Annotated in this window: 15 protein-coding genes; 7 read left to right on the forward strand and 8 right to left on the reverse strand. The window is 65.6% G+C overall.

Going from position 1 to position 18192, the window contains the following annotated elements; genetic code table 11:
• Positions 1 to 41: 41 nt before the first annotated feature.
• Positions 42 to 3167 carry an efflux RND transporter permease subunit gene (locus AC0L4C_RS12145; RefSeq protein WP_473399860.1) on the reverse strand — a complete coding sequence of 1042 codons (3126 nt, stop codon included), beginning with the start codon at positions 3165 to 3167 and terminating at the stop codon, positions 42 to 44.
• Between the two features lie 163 nt (positions 3168 to 3330).
• Positions 3331 to 4644, reverse strand: a complete 1314-nt coding sequence (locus AC0L4C_RS12150; protein WP_473399861.1) for an efflux RND transporter periplasmic adaptor subunit — start codon at positions 4642 to 4644, stop codon at positions 3331 to 3333.
• 239 nt (positions 4645 to 4883) lie between these two features.
• On the opposite strand from AC0L4C_RS12150, the gene AC0L4C_RS12155 reads away from it, so the two are divergent.
• The 3 genes from AC0L4C_RS12155 (at position 4884) to AC0L4C_RS12165 (ending at position 7623) form a co-directional block, all read left to right on the forward strand.
• Positions 4884 to 5909, forward strand: coding sequence for an ABC transporter substrate-binding protein (locus AC0L4C_RS12155; protein WP_473399862.1), 1026 nt, complete (start codon positions 4884 to 4886; stop codon positions 5907 to 5909).
• A 116-nt stretch (positions 5910 to 6025) separates the two neighbouring features.
• Positions 6026 to 6817, forward strand: a complete 792-nt coding sequence (locus AC0L4C_RS12160) for an ABC transporter ATP-binding protein (protein ID WP_473399863.1) — start codon at positions 6026 to 6028, stop codon at positions 6815 to 6817.
• Complete coding sequence (locus tag AC0L4C_RS12165) at positions 6814 to 7623, forward strand: ABC transporter permease (protein WP_473399864.1); 810 nt, start codon at positions 6814 to 6816, stop codon at positions 7621 to 7623. Before AC0L4C_RS12160 ends, AC0L4C_RS12165 begins: the two co-directional genes overlap by 4 nt.
• Before the next feature lie 10 nt (positions 7624 to 7633).
• Here the strand turns inward: AC0L4C_RS12165 and AC0L4C_RS12170 are convergent.
• The 4 genes from AC0L4C_RS12170 to AC0L4C_RS12185 all read right to left on the reverse strand — a co-directional run bounded on the left by AC0L4C_RS12170 (position 7634) and on the right by AC0L4C_RS12185 (position 10688).
• A protein-coding gene (locus AC0L4C_RS12170; protein WP_473399865.1) for an IS5 family transposase occupies positions 7634 to 8391 on the reverse strand; the annotation gives its coding sequence in 2 pieces (ribosomal slippage) (positions 7634 to 8082 and positions 8082 to 8391; 759 coding nt in all).
• A gap of 25 nt (positions 8392 to 8416) precedes the next feature.
• Positions 8417 to 9094 (reverse strand): ankyrin repeat domain-containing protein, encoded by a 678-nt coding sequence (locus AC0L4C_RS12175; RefSeq protein WP_473399866.1) that lies wholly within the window; start codon positions 9092 to 9094, stop codon positions 8417 to 8419.
• A 44-nt stretch (positions 9095 to 9138) separates the two neighbouring features.
• The gene (locus AC0L4C_RS12180) at positions 9139 to 10140 is read right to left on the reverse strand and encodes a GlxA family transcriptional regulator (RefSeq protein WP_473399867.1); all 1002 of its coding nucleotides are present in this window, start codon (positions 10138 to 10140) and stop codon (positions 9139 to 9141) included.
• Positions 10137 to 10688 (reverse strand): isochorismatase family protein, encoded by a 552-nt coding sequence (locus AC0L4C_RS12185; RefSeq protein WP_473399868.1) that lies wholly within the window; start codon positions 10686 to 10688, stop codon positions 10137 to 10139. The genes AC0L4C_RS12180 and AC0L4C_RS12185 overlap by 4 nt, the downstream gene beginning before the upstream one ends.
• Before the next feature lie 179 nt (positions 10689 to 10867).
• Between AC0L4C_RS12185 and AC0L4C_RS12190 the strand changes: the two genes are divergently transcribed.
• The 3 genes from AC0L4C_RS12190 to AC0L4C_RS12200 are packed head-to-tail and all read left to right on the forward strand — an operon-like array spanning position 10868 to position 15459.
• The gene (locus tag AC0L4C_RS12190; protein ID WP_473399869.1) at positions 10868 to 13051 is read left to right on the forward strand and encodes an FdhF/YdeP family oxidoreductase; all 2184 of its coding nucleotides are present in this window, start codon (positions 10868 to 10870) and stop codon (positions 13049 to 13051) included.
• A 60-nt stretch (positions 13052 to 13111) separates the two neighbouring features.
• Complete coding sequence (locus tag AC0L4C_RS12195; RefSeq protein WP_473399870.1) at positions 13112 to 14788, forward strand: pentapeptide repeat-containing protein; 1677 nt, start codon at positions 13112 to 13114, stop codon at positions 14786 to 14788.
• A complete protein-coding gene (locus AC0L4C_RS12200; protein WP_473399871.1) occupies positions 14785 to 15459 on the forward strand; it encodes a DUF2461 domain-containing protein in 675 nt (224 codons plus the stop codon). Before AC0L4C_RS12195 ends, AC0L4C_RS12200 begins: the two co-directional genes overlap by 4 nt.
• Here AC0L4C_RS12200 and AC0L4C_RS12205 read toward each other — a convergent pair.
• Both AC0L4C_RS12205 and AC0L4C_RS12210 read right to left on the reverse strand, forming a co-directional pair.
• Positions 15456 to 15707, reverse strand: coding sequence for a TolB family protein (locus AC0L4C_RS12205; protein ID WP_473399872.1), 252 nt, complete (start codon positions 15705 to 15707; stop codon positions 15456 to 15458). The genes AC0L4C_RS12200 and AC0L4C_RS12205 overlap by 4 nt on opposite strands.
• Positions 15708 to 15719: 12 nt before the next feature.
• On the reverse strand, positions 15720 to 16361 hold the full coding sequence (locus AC0L4C_RS12210; protein WP_473399874.1) for a TolB family protein: 642 nt from the start codon (positions 16359 to 16361) through the stop codon (positions 15720 to 15722).
• Positions 16362 to 16514: 153 nt separating this feature from the next.
• Here AC0L4C_RS12210 and ettA point away from each other — a divergent pair, with 153 nt between their 5' ends.
• Positions 16515 to 18170, forward strand: a complete 1656-nt coding sequence (gene ettA, locus AC0L4C_RS12215; RefSeq protein ID WP_473399875.1) for an energy-dependent translational throttle protein EttA — start codon at positions 16515 to 16517, stop codon at positions 18168 to 18170.
• Positions 18171 to 18192 lie beyond the last annotated feature (22 nt).

Genomic DNA, 18192 nt, shown 5'->3' on the forward strand with positions numbered 1-18192 from the left:
GCAAGACGGCGCGATCCACGCGGGTCGCGCCGTTGGCGTGTCTATTCCGCCGGGGCAGGGGCCGGCGTGCCGTCGGCCGCATCGAGCTCGCGCTGCAGGCGGGCCTCCTCTTCGGCCTTGGGCTTGGAGAAGCGCGCCAGCAGCAGATAGGCAATCGGCGTCAGGAACAGCGTCGGCAGAGTGGCAAAGCCGAGCCCGCCAACCATCACCCAACCCAGCGCCGCACGCGCCTCCGAGCCGGCGCCGCCGGCAAGGATCAGCGGCACGCCGCCCAGGACCGTCGAGATCATGGTCATGATCACCGGCCGCAGGCGGATATTGGCCGAGTTCTCGATCGCCTCGCGCACCGTCTGGCCCCGGTCACGCAGCTGGTTGGCGAATTCGACGATCAGAATGCCGTTCTTGGCCATGATGCCGACGACCAGTATCAGCCCGATCTGGCTGTAGACATTGAGCGTCACCCCGGTGACGAACAGCGCGAACACCGCACAAGCCAGCCCGAAGGGCACTGTCGCCATGACGATGATGGCGCTCCAGACGCTTTCGAACTGCGCCGCCAGCACCAGCAGGATCACCACCAGCGCAAAGCCGAAGGTGATCAGCAGGCCCTGGTTGTTCTCGCCGATGGTCTGGGCCTCGGCCAGCGGGATGATGCCGGCGCCCTCGGGCAGGAAGGGCCGGGCGATGTCCAGCGCCTGGTTATAGGCGTCGCCGATGGCAAAGCCGTCGCTGAGGCTTGCCGTCACCTTGACGGCGCGGCGCTGCTGTTCGCGGCCCAGCGATGGCGCGATCGGCGCTTCCTCAATCGAGGCAATGGTGGACATCGGCACGTAGCGGCCATCGCTGGTGCGGATGAAGATCGACTCCAGGTCGCCGGGGTCATTGACCGGGCTGGAGGTCGAGAGCATCTGCACCGGGTAGCTCTGGTCGTTGATGAACACCGTGCCGACGTCCGAGCCGTCGATCATGGCCTGCATGGTGTTGGAGAGGCCATTGATATCGACGCCCAGCGCCGCCGCCTTGTCGCGGTCGACGGTGAGCGTCATCTGCGGCTGCGTGGTCTCGTAATTGACCGAGACGCGGCCCCATTTCTCGTCTTTTTCGAGTTCGGCCTTCACTTCCTCGGCCGCTGCGGCAAGCCGCTGGTAGTTGTCGCCGACAAGTCCGAACTGCAGCCCCGAACCGCCGCCGCGAATGCCCAGCGAGTTGGACTGGCCGATATTGGCGCGCACACCGGGGACATATTGCAGCATGTCCTGGATTTCGGTGGCGATCTGCTGCTGGCTGCGGCTGCGCTCTTCCCACGGCGCCAGCGTCATGACGATGAAGCCCGAACTGGTGCTCGAGCCGAAGCCGGAGATCGAGAAGACGCTCGTCGCCTCGCCGCTGTCGCGATAGGGCGTCAGCATGGTCTCGATCTTCTGCATCTGGGTGCGGGTGAAATCGAGGCTGACGGTATTGGGGGCCGACACGCGAATGAAGATGGCCGAGCGATCCTCGGCTGGCGTGAGTTCCTGGCGCAGCGTGCCGAAGATCTGCCAGGCCGAGAGGGCAAAGAGCAGCGAGATGACGATCACCACCAGCGGGAAATCCAGCGCCAGTCGCAACAGCCGGCCGTAGAAGCCGGCCAGCAGCGATCCGAAACGCTGGATGGCGTTGGGCTTGCGCTCGACATGCGGCTTGAGCAGGCGCGAGGCGAGCATCGGCGCCAGCGACAGCGCCACGATCGAGGAGAGAAACACTGCGATCGCCAGCGTGAAGCCGAATTCGCGGAACAGCCGCCCGGTCTGGCCGGGGAGGAAGGAGAGCGGGATGAACACCGCCGCCAGCGTCACCGTGGTGGCGATCACCGCAAAGAACACCTCCTGGGTGCCAAGCACGGCGGCTGCGCGCGGGCCGAGGCCCATGGATCGTCGTCGCGTGATGTTTTCGAGCACGACGATGCCGTCGTCGACGACGAGCCCGGTCGCCAGCACAAGCGCGAGCAATGTCAGGATGTTGAGCGAGAAGCCGAAAGCATAGATTCCGGCAACGGTGCCGATCAGCGCCACCGGCATGGTGATGGCGGGGATCAGCGTGGCGCGCCAGTCGAGCAGGAAGAGGAAGATGATGGCGACGACGCCGCACACGGCAATCAGCAGCGAGCGCTCGACCTCGTGAATGGCGCCGGAAATGAAGACGGAGTCGTCGGACGAGATGCGGACATTGACGCCGGGCGGGATTGAGCCTTCGAGGTCGGCCACCGCCTTCTTGATGCCTTCGGAGATCTGCACCGTATTGGATTGCGCCTGCCGCACGATGCCCAGCCCGATGCCGGACTTGCCGTCGCTGCGCAGGCCGCTGGTCGAGGAGGTGGGGCCGAAGACCACCGAGGCCACATCGCCGAGCTTGGTGCGGCCCTTGATGGTGAGGGCTTCCATCTCGGCGGGGGTGTTGACCTCGGCGACGGCGCGGATGGCAATGTTCTGGTTGGTGCCGTTGAGCGAACCGGCCGGGCTGTCGAAACCGATCGAAGACAGCGCACTGCGGATATCGGCGACGGTGAGGCCGAGGCTTGCCAGCTTCACCTGGTCGACATCGATCTGGAAGACGTTCTGCTGGCTGCCGTTGATCTGCACGTCGGCGACGCCGGGAACGGCCGCCAGCCGCTCGGCGATCACGTCTTCCACCAGCGTCGTGAGGGCGCCCTTGTCGAGCGTGTCGGAGGTGACCGCCAGCTGGATGATGGCCTGGGCGTCGGCGTCGGCCTTGATGATGGTGGGCGTGCCGGCGGAATCGGGCAGGCGGTTGGTGATCCGGCTGAGCGCATCACGGATGTCGGAGGTAGCGCTATCGAGGTTGGTGCTGTCGGAGAACGTCAGGGTGATGCGGCTGCGGCCGTAGGACGAACTGGACGAGAGCGAGGTAACGCCCTGCACACGGGCGACGGCGCCTTCCACCTCGGCGGTGATCTCGCGATCGACGGTTTCCGCCGAGGCGCCGCTGAACGTGGTGTTGATCGAGATCGTCGGCCGCTCGACGCTGGGCAGTTCGCGGACCTCGACGCCAAAAAAAGCCGCCAGACCGGCGACAATGATGAGGGCGTTGACGACGATGGTGAGGACCGGTCGCCTGACGAACAGGGCCGCCAGCACCCCGCCGCGTTCGTTTTGCGTCTGGATCGACATCAGCGGGCTCCCCTGGGTTCGGGTCGAGGGCAACGCCATTCCCATCCTCCCCCGCAAGGGGGGAGGTGCCGTTCCGTGTGGCGGGCACGATCATGCCAGAAGTTCAGGCGGACTCCCTCCCCCTTCCGGGGAGGGCTGGGGAGGGGGGTGAGGCCGACCGCGGTCACGACCCATTCCCCGACTGCGCCGGCCGCTGGCCACCCTGGCCACCGCCCGGCCGCTGGCCCTGCGGCCGCGTTCCGTCCGCAGGCGCCGCCTCTCCCGCAGGTTCTCCACCCGGGCGGCCGCCCTGACGTCCGTCGCCTGCCTCGGCCACCGCGCCGTCGAGCAGACTGACGCTGGCGCCTTCGCTGAGCTGCTGCACGCCTTCGATCACCACCTGGTCGGCCGGGCTCAGTTCGCCCTGCACCAGCACGCCGTCGGAATTGCGCTGGATGATCTCGACATTGACGCGCGTCACCTTGCCGTCGGCATAGCGCCAGAGATAGGCGCCGTCGGACGACCACTGGATGGCCAGCGGATCAACGCTGGGGAACTCCTCGCCGGGAAAACTCAGGGCGACCGAGAAGGACATGCCGGGGCGCAGGCGATTGTCGGGATTGGCCACTTCGGCCTGCACCTTGAGGGTGCGGCTGGCCGGATCGATGCGATTGTCGATGGCGCTGACCGTGCCCGGAATGGTGCGGCCGGGCAGGGCGACGGCCGATGTCTCTACGCCCATACCAGGGGCGATCAGACCGGAATAGCGTTCCGGCACCCAGAAGCTGATGACGATCCCGGAGGTGTCCTCGATGGTGGTGACCACGCTCTGCGCGCTCACCTGATTGCCGGCGCTGACCTGGAACAGTCCGACGGTGCCGGCGATCGGCGAGGTAATGGTGCGCCGGTCGAGCGCCAGCCTGGCGGTCTTGGTGGCCAGTTGGGCATTGGTGGCCGCCAGCTGGGCGGCATTGATCTGCACCGTCGTGGCGGAATTGGCCTTGGCCAGTTCCTGCGTCCGGCTCAGCGCTGCGTCGGCATCCTGCTGGGCGACGAGGGCGCGCTCGTAGGCGATCTGCTCGGCATCGGCGTCGAGCCGGCCGATGACGGCTCCGGCCTCGATCGATTGACCCGGCTGCACCAGCAGTTGTTCGAGCGTGCCGCTGGACGGCGCCATGACGGTGACCGACTGCTTGGCCGTGCCTTCGCCGATGGCAGTCAGGCTGTCATTGATGGTCGCTGTCTTTACCGGCGCGGTGAGCACGATCATCGTGCGGTTGCCACGGCCGCCGCGTCCGCCGGCGCCGCCACCGGCCGGGCGGTTGCCGGCCTGGGCTCCGCCTGTCGCCGGTGTGGCAGCCTCCGGCGTCGAGGCGGCAAATGCCGGCAAGGTGACCCCAAGCCCCTCGAGCGTCTGCGTCGCGCCGGGAACCAGGAACACATAGGCAGCTGCCGCTGCCACGAGGACGACAAACGAGATCAAAAGCTGCTTGAGCAACGCAAAATTTCCTAAATGAATCAGCCGGGACCAAAGATGCCGGTCACGCAGCCACTGGAAACTTAGCACCGGATCGGGCAAGCGCACCTTACAATCCGGTAACGTTTCCACGACGCTGCCGCTTGATTGCATCAAATGCGGGCATCTGTGGCATTTGCACGCAATGTGTGCAGATCGGTCTTGCGCCGGCGCCATAATCTGGTTTGATCGCCCCCGGTGCAAACAAACAAGAGACCAAGATGATCAACCGCAGACTGTTTTCGACCGGCGTTGCCGCGATCGCGGCGAGCCTTTTCCTCGCCGCCCCGGCCCTGGCGCAGACCGCCGTCAAGTTCACGCTGGACTGGAAATTCGAAGGCCCAGCCGCAGGCTTCCTGCTGGCGCTCGACAAGGGCTACTTCAAGGACGAAGGCCTCGACGTCACCATCGACATCGGCAACGGGTCGGTCGAGGCCATTCCGCGCGTCGCCACCGGCGCCTACCAGATGGGCTTCGGCGACATCAATTCGGTCATCAAATTCCTCGACGAAGACCCGACCCAGAAGGTCAAGGCCGTCATGATGGTCTATGACAAGCCGGTGTTTGCGGTCGTCGGCCGCAAGTCGCTGGGCATCACCTCCGATCCCAAGTCGCTCGAAGGCAAGAAGCTGGGTGCGCCGCCGCCCGATGGTGCGTTCGCGCAATGGGCCGCCTTCAAGGAGGTTGCCGGCATCGACGACAGCGGCATCACCATCGAGAGCATCGGCTTTCCGGTGCGCGAGCCGATGCTGGCCAAGGGCGAGGTCGATGCCGTCTTCGGCTTTGCCTTCTCGGTGATCCTCAATCTGAAGGCGCAGGGCGTGCCCGACGACGACATCGTGTCGATCCTCTTCGCCGATAACGGCCTTGGCCTCTACGGCAATGCCGTGCTGGTCAACGAGGACTTCGCCGAGGCCGATCCCGAGGCGGTCAAGGGCTTCCTCAAGGCCCTGGCCAAAGGCTTTGCCGAGGCCGTGGCCGATCCGGCCGCCGGTGTCGCCGCCGTTCTCGCGCATAACGAGACGCTCAACCCGGACATCGAACTCGAGCGGCTCACCATGGCCAACGAGATGAACATCAAGACCGACTATGTCGCCGAAAACGGCATGGGCGATGTCGACATGGCCAAGCTCGCCGCCTCGATCGAAACGCTCAAGACCTCGATGGGCCTGAAGGGCGCGATCACCGCCGAGGAAGTGTTCGACCCGCAATACCTGCCGGCCAAGGAAGACCGCATGCTGCCGTAACGGATATCCTCCCCGGCCCTCGTGGTTCGACAAGCTCACCATGAGGGCCTCATTTCTTCCAGCGCCAAAGTAGCCCTCATGGTGAGCTTGTCGAACCACGAGGGCGTGGCACGGAGATGCCTATGTCCCTCGTCACCATCGAAAATGTCGACATGCGCTATGGCGGCCCGTCGGGCACGCTGGCGGTCGAAAATCTGAACATGAAGGTCGAGCGCGGTGACTTCGTGGCAGTGGTCGGCCCCTCCGGCTGCGGCAAGTCCACGCTGATGAAGCTGGTGACCGGGCTGCACATTCCGCAGGAGGGCGTCGTCACCGTCGCCGGCAGCGAGGTGACCAAGCCGGTGTCGATCGTCGGCATGGCCTTCCAGAACCCGACCATGCTGCCCTGGCGCACGACGCTCGAGAACATCCTGCTGCCGCTCGAGATCGTCGAGAACCACCGGCACCGGCTGCGCGCCAACAAGGCCGACTACGTGGCGCAGGCCGAGGCGCTGCTCGACAAGGTCGGGCTCAAGGGCTTTGGCGACAAGTTTCCCTGGCAACTCTCGGGCGGCATGCAGCAGCGCGCCAATCTCTGCCGGGCGCTGATCCACCAGCCCGACCTCTTGATGCTCGACGAGCCGTTCGGCGCACTCGACGCCTTTACCCGCGAAGAGCTCTGGTGCGTCATCCGCGACCTGCATGCGGCGCGCGACGTGACCATCGTGCTGGTCACCCACGACTTGCGCGAGGCGGTATTCCTGGCCGACCGGATCTTCGTGATGAGTGCGCGACCTGGCCGGGTGATCGCCGAAAAGCCGGTGCCCTTCCAGCGCCCGCGAGACCTCGCGCTGATGTACGAACATGAATTCAACGAGATGGTGTACGAGTTGCGCGGCCAGATCGCCGAAGCACGGGTGACAGCATGACCGATATCTCGATCAAGTCCGTCCGCGCCCGCGCCGAGCCGGTGCGCATTCCGTGGCTGCGGCTGGCGCCCTGGCTCTACACCATCGCGCTCTTTGCCATCTGGGAAATCCTGGTGCGGGCCACCGGCGTCTCGCACACCATCCTGCCGGCACCCAGCCGGGTGTTCGAGGCGATCGTGCAGTACTGGAGCCCGATCTGGAAGAACTCGGTGCAGACGCTCTTTACCACCAGCGTCGGCTTCCTGATCGCGGTGGTTGCCGGCCTCGCCATCGGCCTGCTGGTGGGGTGGTCCAAGACCATCTATGCCGGGCTCTATCCGCTGATGATCGGCTTTAACGCCATCCCCAAGGTGGCGCTGGTGCCGATCCTCGTCATCTGGTGCGGCATCGGCACGGTGCCGGCCATCCTCACGGCCTTCCTGATCTCGTTCTTTCCTATCGTCGTCAACGTGGCGACGGGGCTTGCCACCATCGAACCGGAGACCGAGGACGTACTGCGGGCGCTGGGCGCCAGGAAGATGGATATCATGCTCAAAGTCGGCATCCCGCGCTCGATGCCCTACTTCTTCGGCTCGCTGAAGATCGCCATCACGCTCGCCTTTGTCGGCTCGGTCGTCAGCGAAACCGTGGCCTCGAACAACGGGCTGGGGCAGATGATGAGTCAGGCACAGAGCCAGTTCAACACGCCGCTGGTCTTTGCCGGGCTGATCATGCTCGCCATCGAAGGCATCGCCATGTACGCGCTGATGGCCTGGATCGAGAAGCGGTCCACCAGATGGGCGCATCGCTCGACGATGGGGAACTAGCCGAGTTCCTCTAGGTCTTGGACTCATAACTTCTGGTCCAGAGTGGGATTGAGGCGAGCAGAACGCTGGCGAGGAAGTTGCGGGCGAGCTTGTCGAATCGTGTGGCGACGCGACGGAAGTGTTTGAGTTTGCAGAAGAAGCGCTCGACCAGATTGCGTTCGCGATAGAGGCCCCGGTCAATGCTGCGCTGGACCCTGCGGTCTTTCTGTGTGGGGATGTGGGCACGGGCTCCCCGTGCCGCAGCCAGGTCGATGAGGACGCGAGCGTCATAGCCGCGGTCGGCAACAAGGTCGCGGGTGCGTGTAAGGCTCTCGATGAGGACGGCGGCGGCCTGCTTGTCGGAGGCTTGGCCGGGAGTGAGCATGATGCGGATCGGCAGGCCGACCACGGCATTGATTTTGGTGCTCAGTCCTCCACGAGACCGACCGATGGCGTGATCCGGGCCCCCTTTTTTCCGCCCGCGGCGTGCTGGTGTGCCCGGATGATCGAACTGTCGATCAGCGCCATCGACTGCGGCGAGCGCTCGGCGAGGGCTTCGAATATCCCGAGCCACACCCCGGCCTTGGCCCACCGGTTGTACCGGTTATAGGCGGTCGTATAGGGGCCGTAGCGCTCCGGCAGGTCGCGCCAGGGCGAGCCGGTGCGCAGCACATAGAAGATGGCGTTGATCACCCGTCGGTCATCGGTGCGCGGCACTCCGCGCGGCTTGTTGGGCAGGAGGGGCAGAATGATCCGCCACTCCGCATCGCTGAGATCAAATCGAGCCATCGCCACCTCCATTCAGGAGGTTGAATCAGCCTTCGTACTCAAAGGGAATCCCCTTTATGGGTACAGAACCTAGCCGCGCGGCGAGGATTTCGTGGCCGCCGGCGCGGCCATGGGCGACGGCATCCTCGCCCCTGTCGTCGCGCACCTGCGGATTGGCGCCGGAGAGCAGCAGCAGGTCGACAATCTCGATATCGCCGTGCCGGGCCGCCACATGCAGCGGCGTCAGGCCGCCGGCCTGCGGCTGGTCGGGCCGGGCGCCGGCCTGCAGCAGCTTTTCGACCATGTCGGCATTGCGCGTAGCGGTGGCGGCGTGCAGCGCCGCGACCCGCTGCGGGTTCTGCGCCGCCGCATTGACGTCACGGGTCAGCGGCAGCAGCAGGTCGAACATCTCGGGCCGGTTGAAAAAGGCTGCCAAGCCCAGCGGCGTGAAGCCGTCCGGCGCCAGAGTGTTGGCGTCCCAACCGCCATCGATGGCCTCGCGCAGCCGCGCCATATCGCCGAATATGACAGCATCGTACGGGTCGAGCTCCGCCAGCCGCGGGCGGATGAGCGCCGCGGCGGCCGGCTGGCCGACATAGAAGGCCCAGGCCAGCAGCGAGGCGCCCGAGGCGTGCCGCGACTGCGCCAGCTCCGGATCGGCGCCCAGCGCCGCCTCAAAATCCGCCAACTGTCCCAGTGCCAACAGATCGAAGATGTCGCTCATGCCGGAATTCATAGCACAACCGGCAAAGACGCATAGCGGCGACCTCAGCCCATACCCTGCCGGCGGGCGAGACTGGGCGGAGCGGCGTTGAAGCGGTTCCACGCGCGCCGCAGCTGGCGGCTGGAGCCGAAGCCGGCGCGTTCGGCAACGCGTTCCATGTCGAGGCGTGTTTCATTGAGCAGTTGGCGGGCGAGGGCGACCCGCAGCTTGTTGATATAGTCGGGCAGGCTCATGCCGCTATGCTCGTTGAAGAGTCGCGACAGATGCCGTGGACTGGCGATGGCGATGCGGGCCAGGGCCTCCAGCGTCCAGTCGGCGGCCGGGTTGGCGGTGATGGCGTCCTGCACCCGGTGGATGGCGGGATGGATGTGATTGCGGCCCTCGAGCCAGGGCGACAGCTGCGGGTCGGTGCCGGCGCGGCGCAGATAGACCACCAGAAAGCGCGCCACTGCCGCCGCCGCCGCCGGCCCCGCCTCGAGCGCGATGATGTGCAGCATCAGGTCGATGCCGGCCGTGATGCCGGCGCTGCTGAAGCGCTCGCCGTCTTCGACATAGAGCCGGTTCTCCAGCACTCTCGCCGTGGGCGCCAGTTCGGCCAGCAGGCCGCAATCGGTAAAGTGCGTGGTGCAGGCCCGGCCGTCGAGGAGACCCGCGCGTGCCGCCAGCAATGCGCCCGAGCAGATCGAGACGACGCGGATGCCGGGTCGCACCTTGGCCCGCAACCAGTCGACAACGCGGTCAGAGCCTTCCCGGAACGCCTCGATAGGGGCACCGTCCGCATGGCCGAGCACCGCTTCGGTGTCGCCGGAGAGCACCAGCATGGCGCCATCCGGCAGGGTTTCGGGCAGCTGGGCGATGCCGCTGAGGGTCAGGCCGATCGAACTGGTGACAGCGGGCAGGGCGCCGACGAACGAGACGTCGAAGACGACATCGGCCTGCACCTGGTTGGCCTTGCGCAGCGCCTCGATGGGGCCGGCGACGTCGAGCAGCAGCGTGTGCGCCGGCAGCACCACAAAGGTGGGGATGCGGCGCACGGGGTTGCTCATGCCGCCGCCTGCAGCCGATCCAGCGCTTCATCCACCGTGACGATGGTAGCGAAGCGACCGGACAGGGCCGCCGCGGTCCGCTCGGTGATCTCGGCCGGTGTCAGGACGCGACCGCGATATTCAAGTGGCATGGTCAGCGTTGCCTCGGCGACAAAATCCACCTGCCAGCCGAGATCGGAGGCATGACGGGCGGTGGTCTCGCAACACTGCTCGGTGCGGATGCCGGAGATGATCAGGCGCCGGATGCCCCGCTCGGTCAGCCAGACGTCGAGGCGGGTGCCGACGAGAGCGCTGTGTTGGGTCTTGAAGAACTCTGCATCCGGCGTCAGCGACAGTTCGGCCAACGGTCGCACAAAGCCAGAGGCCAGCGAAAAGATGCCCTCCGGCTCGAGGTGCAGCACGCGAACGATCGGGATACCCTGCGCCCGGGCGCCGTCGATCAGCGCTTGCTGCTTGCTCAGATAGAGTGCGTGGTCGGTCTCGTGCCAGTTCTGGCGCTGGCGGAAACTTTCCTGGGCATCGATGACGATGAGGGCAGTGTCGGACATTTTTGGTCACTCCGGTGTTGTACTATGACGTAAGGATAGCTGTTGTGTCGAGCGGTGCGAGACCTGCAGCGGACGAGTAGCGGACAAATAAGGACACAACTAATGGCCGACATGTCGCGGCGAGGTGAGGGCTAGGCCGGCGGCGCGATCATGCTAATGTCGCGCTTCGAGGAGATCCCATGACCATCGACGAAAAGCCGCGCGTTGTCGGCGGCGGTGCCAAAAAGCTGCTCTATACGGTCGAGACCATCCGCAAGATCGGGGTGGGCAAGGCGGCCAAGGCGCTGACGGCCAAGAATACCTGCAAGGCCTGCGCCTATGGCATGGGCGGCCAACATGGCGGCATGACCAACGAGCTGGGCGACTTCCCCTCGGTCTGCAACAAGTCGGTGCAGGCGCAGTCCACCGACATCCAGCCGGCCATCCCGCATGAGGCCTTCGAGCACCCGCTGACCGACCTGCAGCAGCTGACCGGCCGCGAGATGGAAAAACTCGGCCGGCTCAATACGCCGTTGTTCAAGCCGGCGGGCGCCGACCGCTACATGCCGATCTCCTGGGACTTTGCGATGTCACACGCCGCCGAAAAGCTGGCGGCGACGGCTCCGGCGCGGACCTTCTTCTACTCCTCGGGCCGCTCCTCGAACGAGGCGGGGTTCGTGTTCCAACTGCTGGCCCGGGCCTATGGCACCAACAATGTCAACAACTGCTCGTATTACTGCCACCAGGCGACCAGCGAGGGGCTCGCCACCACCATCGGCAAGGCCACCTCCAGCGTCGAATTGGCCGACCTGACAGGCGCCGACTGTATTTTCGTGATCGGCGCCAACCCGTCGTCGAACCATCCGCGCTTCATCCACATGCTCAAGGGCGTGCGCGACCGCGGCGGCGACGTCATCATCATCAATCCGGCCAGGGAACCGGGGCTGGTGAAATTTGCGGTGCCCAAGAGCCCCGGCTCGCTGCTGTCGGGCGGCACCGAGATTGCCTCGGATTATCTGCAGCCGAAAATCGGCTCGGATATCGCGCTGTTCAAAGGGCTGATGAAGGCCGTGCTGGCCATGGGCGCCGAGGACAAGGCCTTCATCGCCCAGCACACCACCGACTTTGACCAGCTCCGTGCCGACCTCGAGCAGTTGTCCTGGTCCGACATCACCGCGCTCTGCGGCATCGCGCAAGCCGATATCGAGCGGGTCGCGGCGCGCTATGCCGAGCGGCAGAACGTGGTGTTTGCCTGGGGCATGGGCATGACCCATCACCTGCACGGCGTCGAAAACGTCGAGGCCATCGCCAACCTGGCGCTCATCCGCGGCATGGCGGGCAAGCGCTTTGCCGGTCTGTTGCCGCTGCGCGGGCACTCCAACGTGCAGGGCATCGGCACCATCGGGGTCAAGCCGGTGGTCTCCGAGCAGGTTTTTGCCGCCATGGAGAAATCCTTCGGCATTACGCTGCCGCGCGACAGCGGCTTTGACACCATGGCCGCCATGCAGGCCGCCGAGCGCGGGAGCATCGACGCCGCCGTCATCATGGGCGGCAATCTCTGGGGCGCCACGCCCGATACCGATTTTGCCACCCGGGCGATGCAGGCCATCGGCTTCAAGCTGTTCCTCACCACGACGCTCAATCGCGGCCATGTGCACGGGCTGGGCGAGGGCGAAAGCCTCATCCTGCCGGTCACGGCGCGCGACGAGGAGTGGTCACCGACGACGCAGGAATCGATGTTCAATTTCGTCCGCCTGTCGGATGGCGGCATCAAGCGGCTGGACAATGTGCGCCCTGAAACGGTGATCCTCTCGGACCTGGCGCAGGCGCTGCTGCCGCAGAGCCCGATCCCGTTCAATCGATTCAAGGAACACGGCCAGGTCCGTGAAGCGATTGCGAAAATCGTTCCCGGCATGGAAGAGCTGGCGTCCATCGATGTGGCCAAGAAGGAGTTCCACATCAAGCACCGGGTGCTGCACACGCCCGCGTTCGGCACGCCCGATGGTCGCGCGCATTTCGTCGTCACGCCGACGCCGCGCCCGGCGACCGACCTGATGCTGGCGACGGTGCGCAGCGAAGGCCAGTTCAACACCATCATCTATGAAGAACACGACACCTATCGCAACGGGGCTCGCCGCGACGCCATCCTTCTGAGCCGCGCCGACATGCTGCGGTCGGGCGTCAAGGAGGGCGATCGCGTGGCGCTGGTCTCCGATGCCGGCCGCTATGAGGGGCGGGCGATGCGCTTCGACCTGCCGGCCGGTTCGGTGCTGGCCTATTTCCCGGAGGCCAATGTGCTGGTCGGCACAGCCGTTGATCCGCGCTCGAAGACGCCAGCCTTCAAGTCGGTGCCGGTGCGGCTCGAACGCCTGCATGCCGCATAGGCGGGATTGCCGCCTCCGGCCACTGCGCTAAGGTAGGTCCTCGGGGCAGGGGATGCGCGATTGAGCGAGGGCAATGAAGGCGGGGACAAGCCGAGCGATTTCCTTGAGCCGCCGGAGATCGACCGGCCCGGGGCGCGGGCCCGGACGCTGAACACCGCCATTGCTATGGCCGGTGTTGCCGCGGTGGTGTTCACCATCGGTGTGGTGGTGGGCTTTCCGCTGGCAACGTTCGGTGTCGAATTCCTCACCAACAATGCCGGCGTGGTTTTCGGGCTGCTGTTCGCCTTCTTCGTCCTGGTGCTGATCGTCGCCGGGGCGCTGATGATCTTTCGCCGCACCATCTGGCAGCGCCTGTTCAGGCGCGGCGAAATCGAGATGGAGCGCTTTGCCCGCCCGCTGGCCAATGTCGCCCGCTTCGCCGCGCTGCAAAAGGTCGCCGAAGCAACGGAATCGGCTCGCGATCTGGCCGAACTGGTGCTGGCCCGCTACGCCTGGGTCTCGACCCGGCGCTGGCTGATGGCGACCATCACCGCCTTCATCGCGGCGATTGCGGCGCTGGCCGGTTCGGCATTGCTGTTCCAGCAGAACCAGTTGCTGCGCACCCAGATCGGGCTGATGCAGGAGCAGAATACCCGCATCGCGGAACAGAACCGCTTCATCGAATCCCAGATCGAGCTGGGCGAGGCGCAGCGCTCTACCTCCATCGTGCCGGAAATCCTTGAAATCGGCTCACTGGTCGGCGGCGAGGTGCAGCGGTTGGGGGCGAGTGGCAATGCGTTCCCGGCGATTGCCGATCTCAGCCCGGCGCTGCGGGCGCGGATCGTCGCCGCCACCAACGCGGCGCGGCCCTATCGCTACCTGCGCACGCCGCTCACCGATATCGACGAGGCGCTGATCTCCAAATCGGGCCTGCTGCGCCGCACCGATCTGCCCGTCTCGGGGCTGGTGGCCAGTGAAATCGCTGCGCTGACCGGTGCGCCGCCACAATTCGAAGGCGAGCAGCGCGGTGTCATGTCGGACCGGCCGGTATCGCCGGAGCGCGGGCAACTGATCGCCACGCTGGCGACAGTGGGCATCAAGGATATCGGGGCGCTCAACTTTGCCGATTTCAGCTTCGCCGAGGTGCGCACCGCGGCACTGACCGGCATGCAGTTCGGCTTCGCGCTGATGCGCTTTGCCGATTTCGACCGTCAGACGCTGGTCGCCACGGCCTTTGACGGCGCCTATCTGGAACATGCGCGCTTCCGCAACGCCCGCATCAGCAGTTCGAGTTTTGTCGCCACGCTGCAGCCCTCGCTCAACCTGCTGCGACCGACCGAACTGGCCGGCACCGATTTTTCCGGCGCCATCCTCACCTCCACGCAGTTCACCGGCAGCCGCGGCTTTGGTCCGCGCTTCGATGGCGCGGTGCTGCACAAGGTGAGCTTTGCCAATGCCGAGATTGCCGGCGCCACCTTCCGCAAATCCATTCTGGGCACCGTGGATTTCACCGGCACCGGCCTCAAGAGCGTCGATTTCGACGGCGCCATCGTCTTTGCGCCGGACTTCCTCGACACCGTCGCCGCCCAGGCGATGCCCGAGACATTTGTCCGCGACCGGTTCAGCATCGAACTCATCGATGCCGAGGCCTTTGGCAGTCACCCGCGCTGGGGCGATGCCTGGCTCGATGGCCTCGAAGACGGGCAGGCTTACCGCATCACGCTGATCGAAGCGTTCGAGCAGGGGAGCAGTCCATGACGGGTTTTCCCAGCGAGACGTACGCGTTCCTCGCCGGCATTGCGGCGCACAACGAGAAGGCCTGGTTCGAGGCCAATCGCGACCTCTACGAGCGCGGCTATGTCGAGCCCTCCAAGGCGTTCGTGAGCGCTATCGGGCCGCGCCTCGCGCAGCTGTCGCCCGGCCTGCGGTTCGAACCGCGCATCAATGGCTCGATCATGCGGATCAATCGCGATGTGCGCTTTTCCAAGGACAAGCGACCCTACAAGGACCACCTCGATCTCTGGTTCTGGCATGGCGACAAGCGTAGCTGGGACACGCCGGGTTTCTGGTTCCGGCTGACGCCGGAGGGTGTGCATCTGGGGTCGGGGATGCATGGCTTTGGCAAGGAGCAGCTGGAGGCGTTTCGGCAGTCGGTGATCCACCCGCGCTCCGGCAAGGCGCTGCTCGCGGTGGTCGCGGCCATGCAGAAGGCCGGCTACGAGGTCGGCGGCAAGACCCGCAAGCTGGCGCCGCGCGGCTTCAGCACCGATGCCGACCGGGCCGGCCTCCTGCTCCACGACGGCCTCTACGCCGCCACCCGGCTGCCGCCCGACGCGGCGCGCGCCCCGGACTTTGTCGATGTCGTGCTCGGCCATTTCAAGGCCACAGCACCCGTCAACGACTGGCTGCTGGCAGAAGTCGTCGATTAGCCGACGGGGTAGGCGACGTAGCCGAAGTGCTGGTTGTCGGGCGACCACGAATTGACGTTGATCGTGCCCTGGCCGCCATTGAACGCCACCACGTCGCGGGTGCCGCTGCCGTCGGGCTTCATATAGCGCAGGATCACCGCCTTGTCGGGCGGGTGGCCCTGGGTGCCGGGCGGGTAGCTCAGGTAGACGATGTGGTTGCCGTCCGGCGAAAAGTGCGGGAACCAGTTCACCCGCTCGTCATGGGTCACCTGGGTCAGCTCCTAACCGTCGGCGCGCATCCTGAAGATCTGCGCGTGTCCCTTGGAGCCCTGCTCGGAGTTGAACCAGATCCACTCACCGTCGGGGCTGTATTCGGCGCCGTCATTGGGCACCAGTACGTCGGTCAGCGCCGTGTCGGCGCCGCCGGCAGCGGGGATCGTCCAGATATTGACCTTGCCCCAGGGGTTGCCGTCATGGGTGTTGACGCCGGTATAGACCAGCGTGCTGCCGTCGGGCGAGACGCCGTGCAGGTAATAGTGGTGGCGCTCCGGATGGGTGTTGGAAATGCGCAGTGGCGTGCCGCCGCTGACGGGCAGGGCATAGAGATGCCCGTCGTCGGAGCTGACATAGATGGTCTTGCCGTCGGGCGAGAGCACATGGTCGTTGTTGAGGTCGTGCAGATGGCCGGTGTCGATGCGCACCGGGTCGCTCTCCGATCCGTCTGCAGCCATGCGCCACAGCTCGCCGCCGGCATTGAAGATCAGGGTCTTGCCGTCGGGCGTCCAGTTGGGCGCCTCGATGATCTCGTCGGCGACCAGCAGCACCCGGCGGCCCGAACCGTCGGCGCGGATCACCGTCAGTTCCGAGCGCTGGCCGGGCAGCAGGCTGCGGCCGCGGCGGGCAAATTTCGGTTCTGCGCTCATCTGGGGCTCCCTCCCGTATTATCGTTCATACGTATGTCAGCCCGCCTCCCGCTATGCAAGTGGGCGGGCAAGTCCATGCCGCGTGTTGCCCTTGCAACCGGCATCCCCTAAATAGGCGTCAAATCCATTCCAGCGGCAGGAAGCAATCGCCTCATGGCACGCGAATTCATCTACCACATGCATGGCATGTCCAAGTCCTATGCGGGCGGCAAGAAGGTTCTGGACAACGTCCATCTGAGCTTTTACCCGGACGCCAAGATCGGCGTGCTCGGCCCCAACGGCTCGGGCAAGTCGACGCTGCTCAAGATCATGGCCGGCATCGATACCGAGTTCACCGGCGAAGCCTGGGCCTCCAAGGGCGCGCGCATCGGCTATCTGGCGCAGGAGCCCGAGCTCGACGAGCAGCTCAACGTGCTCGGCAACGTCATGATGGGCGTCAAGGAAAAGAAGGACATCGTCGACCGCTACAACGAGTTGATGATGAACTATTCCGACGAGACCGCCGACGAGGCGACCAAGCTCCAGGATATCATCGACAGCCAGGACCTGTGGGATCTCGAAAGCCAGGTCGAAGTGGCCATGGAAGCCCTGGGCTGTCCGCCGGCCGATGCCGACGTCACCAAGCTTTCGGGCGGCGAGCGCCGCCGCGTGGCGCTGTGCCAGCTGCTGCTGAGCAAGCCCGACCTGCTGCTGCTCGACGAACCGACCAACCATCTGGATGCCGAAACCACGGCCTGGCTGGAGCGGCACCTGCGCGAATTCGAGGGCGCGGTGCTGATCATCACCCATGACCGCTACTTCCTCGACAATGTCACCGGCTGGATTCTCGAGCTCGACCGGGGTCGCGGCGTTCCCTACGAGGGCAATTACTCGGCCTATCTCGAAGCCAAGGCCAAGCGCTTCGCGCAGGAGAAATCCGAGGACGCGGCGCGGGCCAAGGTGCTCGAGCGCGAGCGCGAATGGATGGGCCAGAGCCCGCAGGCGCGGCAGTCCAAGTCGAAGGCGCGCCTCAGGGCCTATGACGAACTGGTCAAGATCAACGACGCCCGCACCCAGTCGACGACGGCGCAGATCATCATCCCGCCGGGCGAGCGCCTCGGCCAGAACGTCATCACCGTCGAGGGGCTGAGCAAGTCGTTCGGCGACCGGCTGCTGATCGACAATCTCAGCTTCAAGCTGCCGCCGGGCGGCATTGTCGGCATCATCGGCCCGAACGGCGCCGGCAAGACCACGCTGTTCCGCATGCTCACCGGCCAGGAAAAGCCCGACAGCGGCGAGATCGCCGTCGCCGACAACGTCAACCTGGGCTATGTCGACCAGAGCCGCGACAGCCTCAACCCGAACAAGACGGTGTACGAGGAAATCTCGGGCGGCAACGAGATCCTGATGCTCGGCAAGCGCGAGATGAACGCCCGCGCCTATACCTCGACCTTCAACTTCAAGGGCACCGACCAGCAGCAGAAGGTCGGCAACCTGTCGGGCGGGCAGCGCAACCGCGTGCACCTCGCCAAGATGCTGAAGTCGGGCGCCAATGTGCTGCTGCTGGACGAGCCGACCAACGATCTCGACACCGAAACGCTCGCCGCGCTGGAAGAGGCGCTGGAGGAATTCGCCGGTTGCGCGGTGATCATCAGCCACGATCGCATGTTCCTCGATCGCCTCGCCACGCACATGCTGGCCTTCGAGGGCGACAGCCATGTCGAGTGGTTCGAGGGCAATTTCCAGGACTACGAACAGGACAAGATCCGCCGCCTCGGCGCCGACGCGATCAACCCCAAGCGGGCAACCTACAAGCCGCTGACGAGGTAGGGGCCCGCTAGGCGCCAGGAGG

Source organism: Devosia sp. J20-27, from assembly GCF_055808595.1.

Excerpts from the sequence above, each read along its gene's own strand:
- AC0L4C_RS12145 (WP_473399860.1), bottom strand. The coding sequence starts at position 3,167 with ATGTCGATCCAGACGCAAAACGAACGCGGCGGGGTGCTGGCGGCCCTG.
- AC0L4C_RS12185 (WP_473399868.1), bottom strand. The coding sequence starts at position 10,688 with ATGTCCGACACTGCCCTCATCGTCATCGATGCCCAGGAAAGTTTCCGC.
- AC0L4C_RS12200 (WP_473399871.1), top strand. The coding sequence starts at position 14,785 with ATGACGGGTTTTCCCAGCGAGACGTACGCGTTCCTCGCCGGCATTGCG.
- ettA (WP_473399875.1), top strand. The coding sequence starts at position 16,515 with ATGGCACGCGAATTCATCTACCACATGCATGGCATGTCCAAGTCCTAT.
- AC0L4C_RS12155 (WP_473399862.1), top strand. The coding sequence starts at position 4,884 with ATGATCAACCGCAGACTGTTTTCGACCGGCGTTGCCGCGATCGCGGCG.
- AC0L4C_RS12190 (WP_473399869.1), top strand. The coding sequence starts at position 10,868 with ATGACCATCGACGAAAAGCCGCGCGTTGTCGGCGGCGGTGCCAAAAAG.
- AC0L4C_RS12165 (WP_473399864.1), top strand. The coding sequence starts at position 6,814 with ATGACCGATATCTCGATCAAGTCCGTCCGCGCCCGCGCCGAGCCGGTG.
- AC0L4C_RS12180 (WP_473399867.1), bottom strand. The coding sequence starts at position 10,140 with ATGAGCAACCCCGTGCGCCGCATCCCCACCTTTGTGGTGCTGCCGGCG.
- AC0L4C_RS12175 (WP_473399866.1), bottom strand. The coding sequence starts at position 9,094 with ATGAGCGACATCTTCGATCTGTTGGCACTGGGACAGTTGGCGGATTTT.
- AC0L4C_RS12160 (WP_473399863.1), top strand. The coding sequence starts at position 6,026 with ATGCCTATGTCCCTCGTCACCATCGAAAATGTCGACATGCGCTATGGC.
- AC0L4C_RS12210 (WP_473399874.1), bottom strand. The coding sequence starts at position 16,361 with ATGAGCGCAGAACCGAAATTTGCCCGCCGCGGCCGCAGCCTGCTGCCC.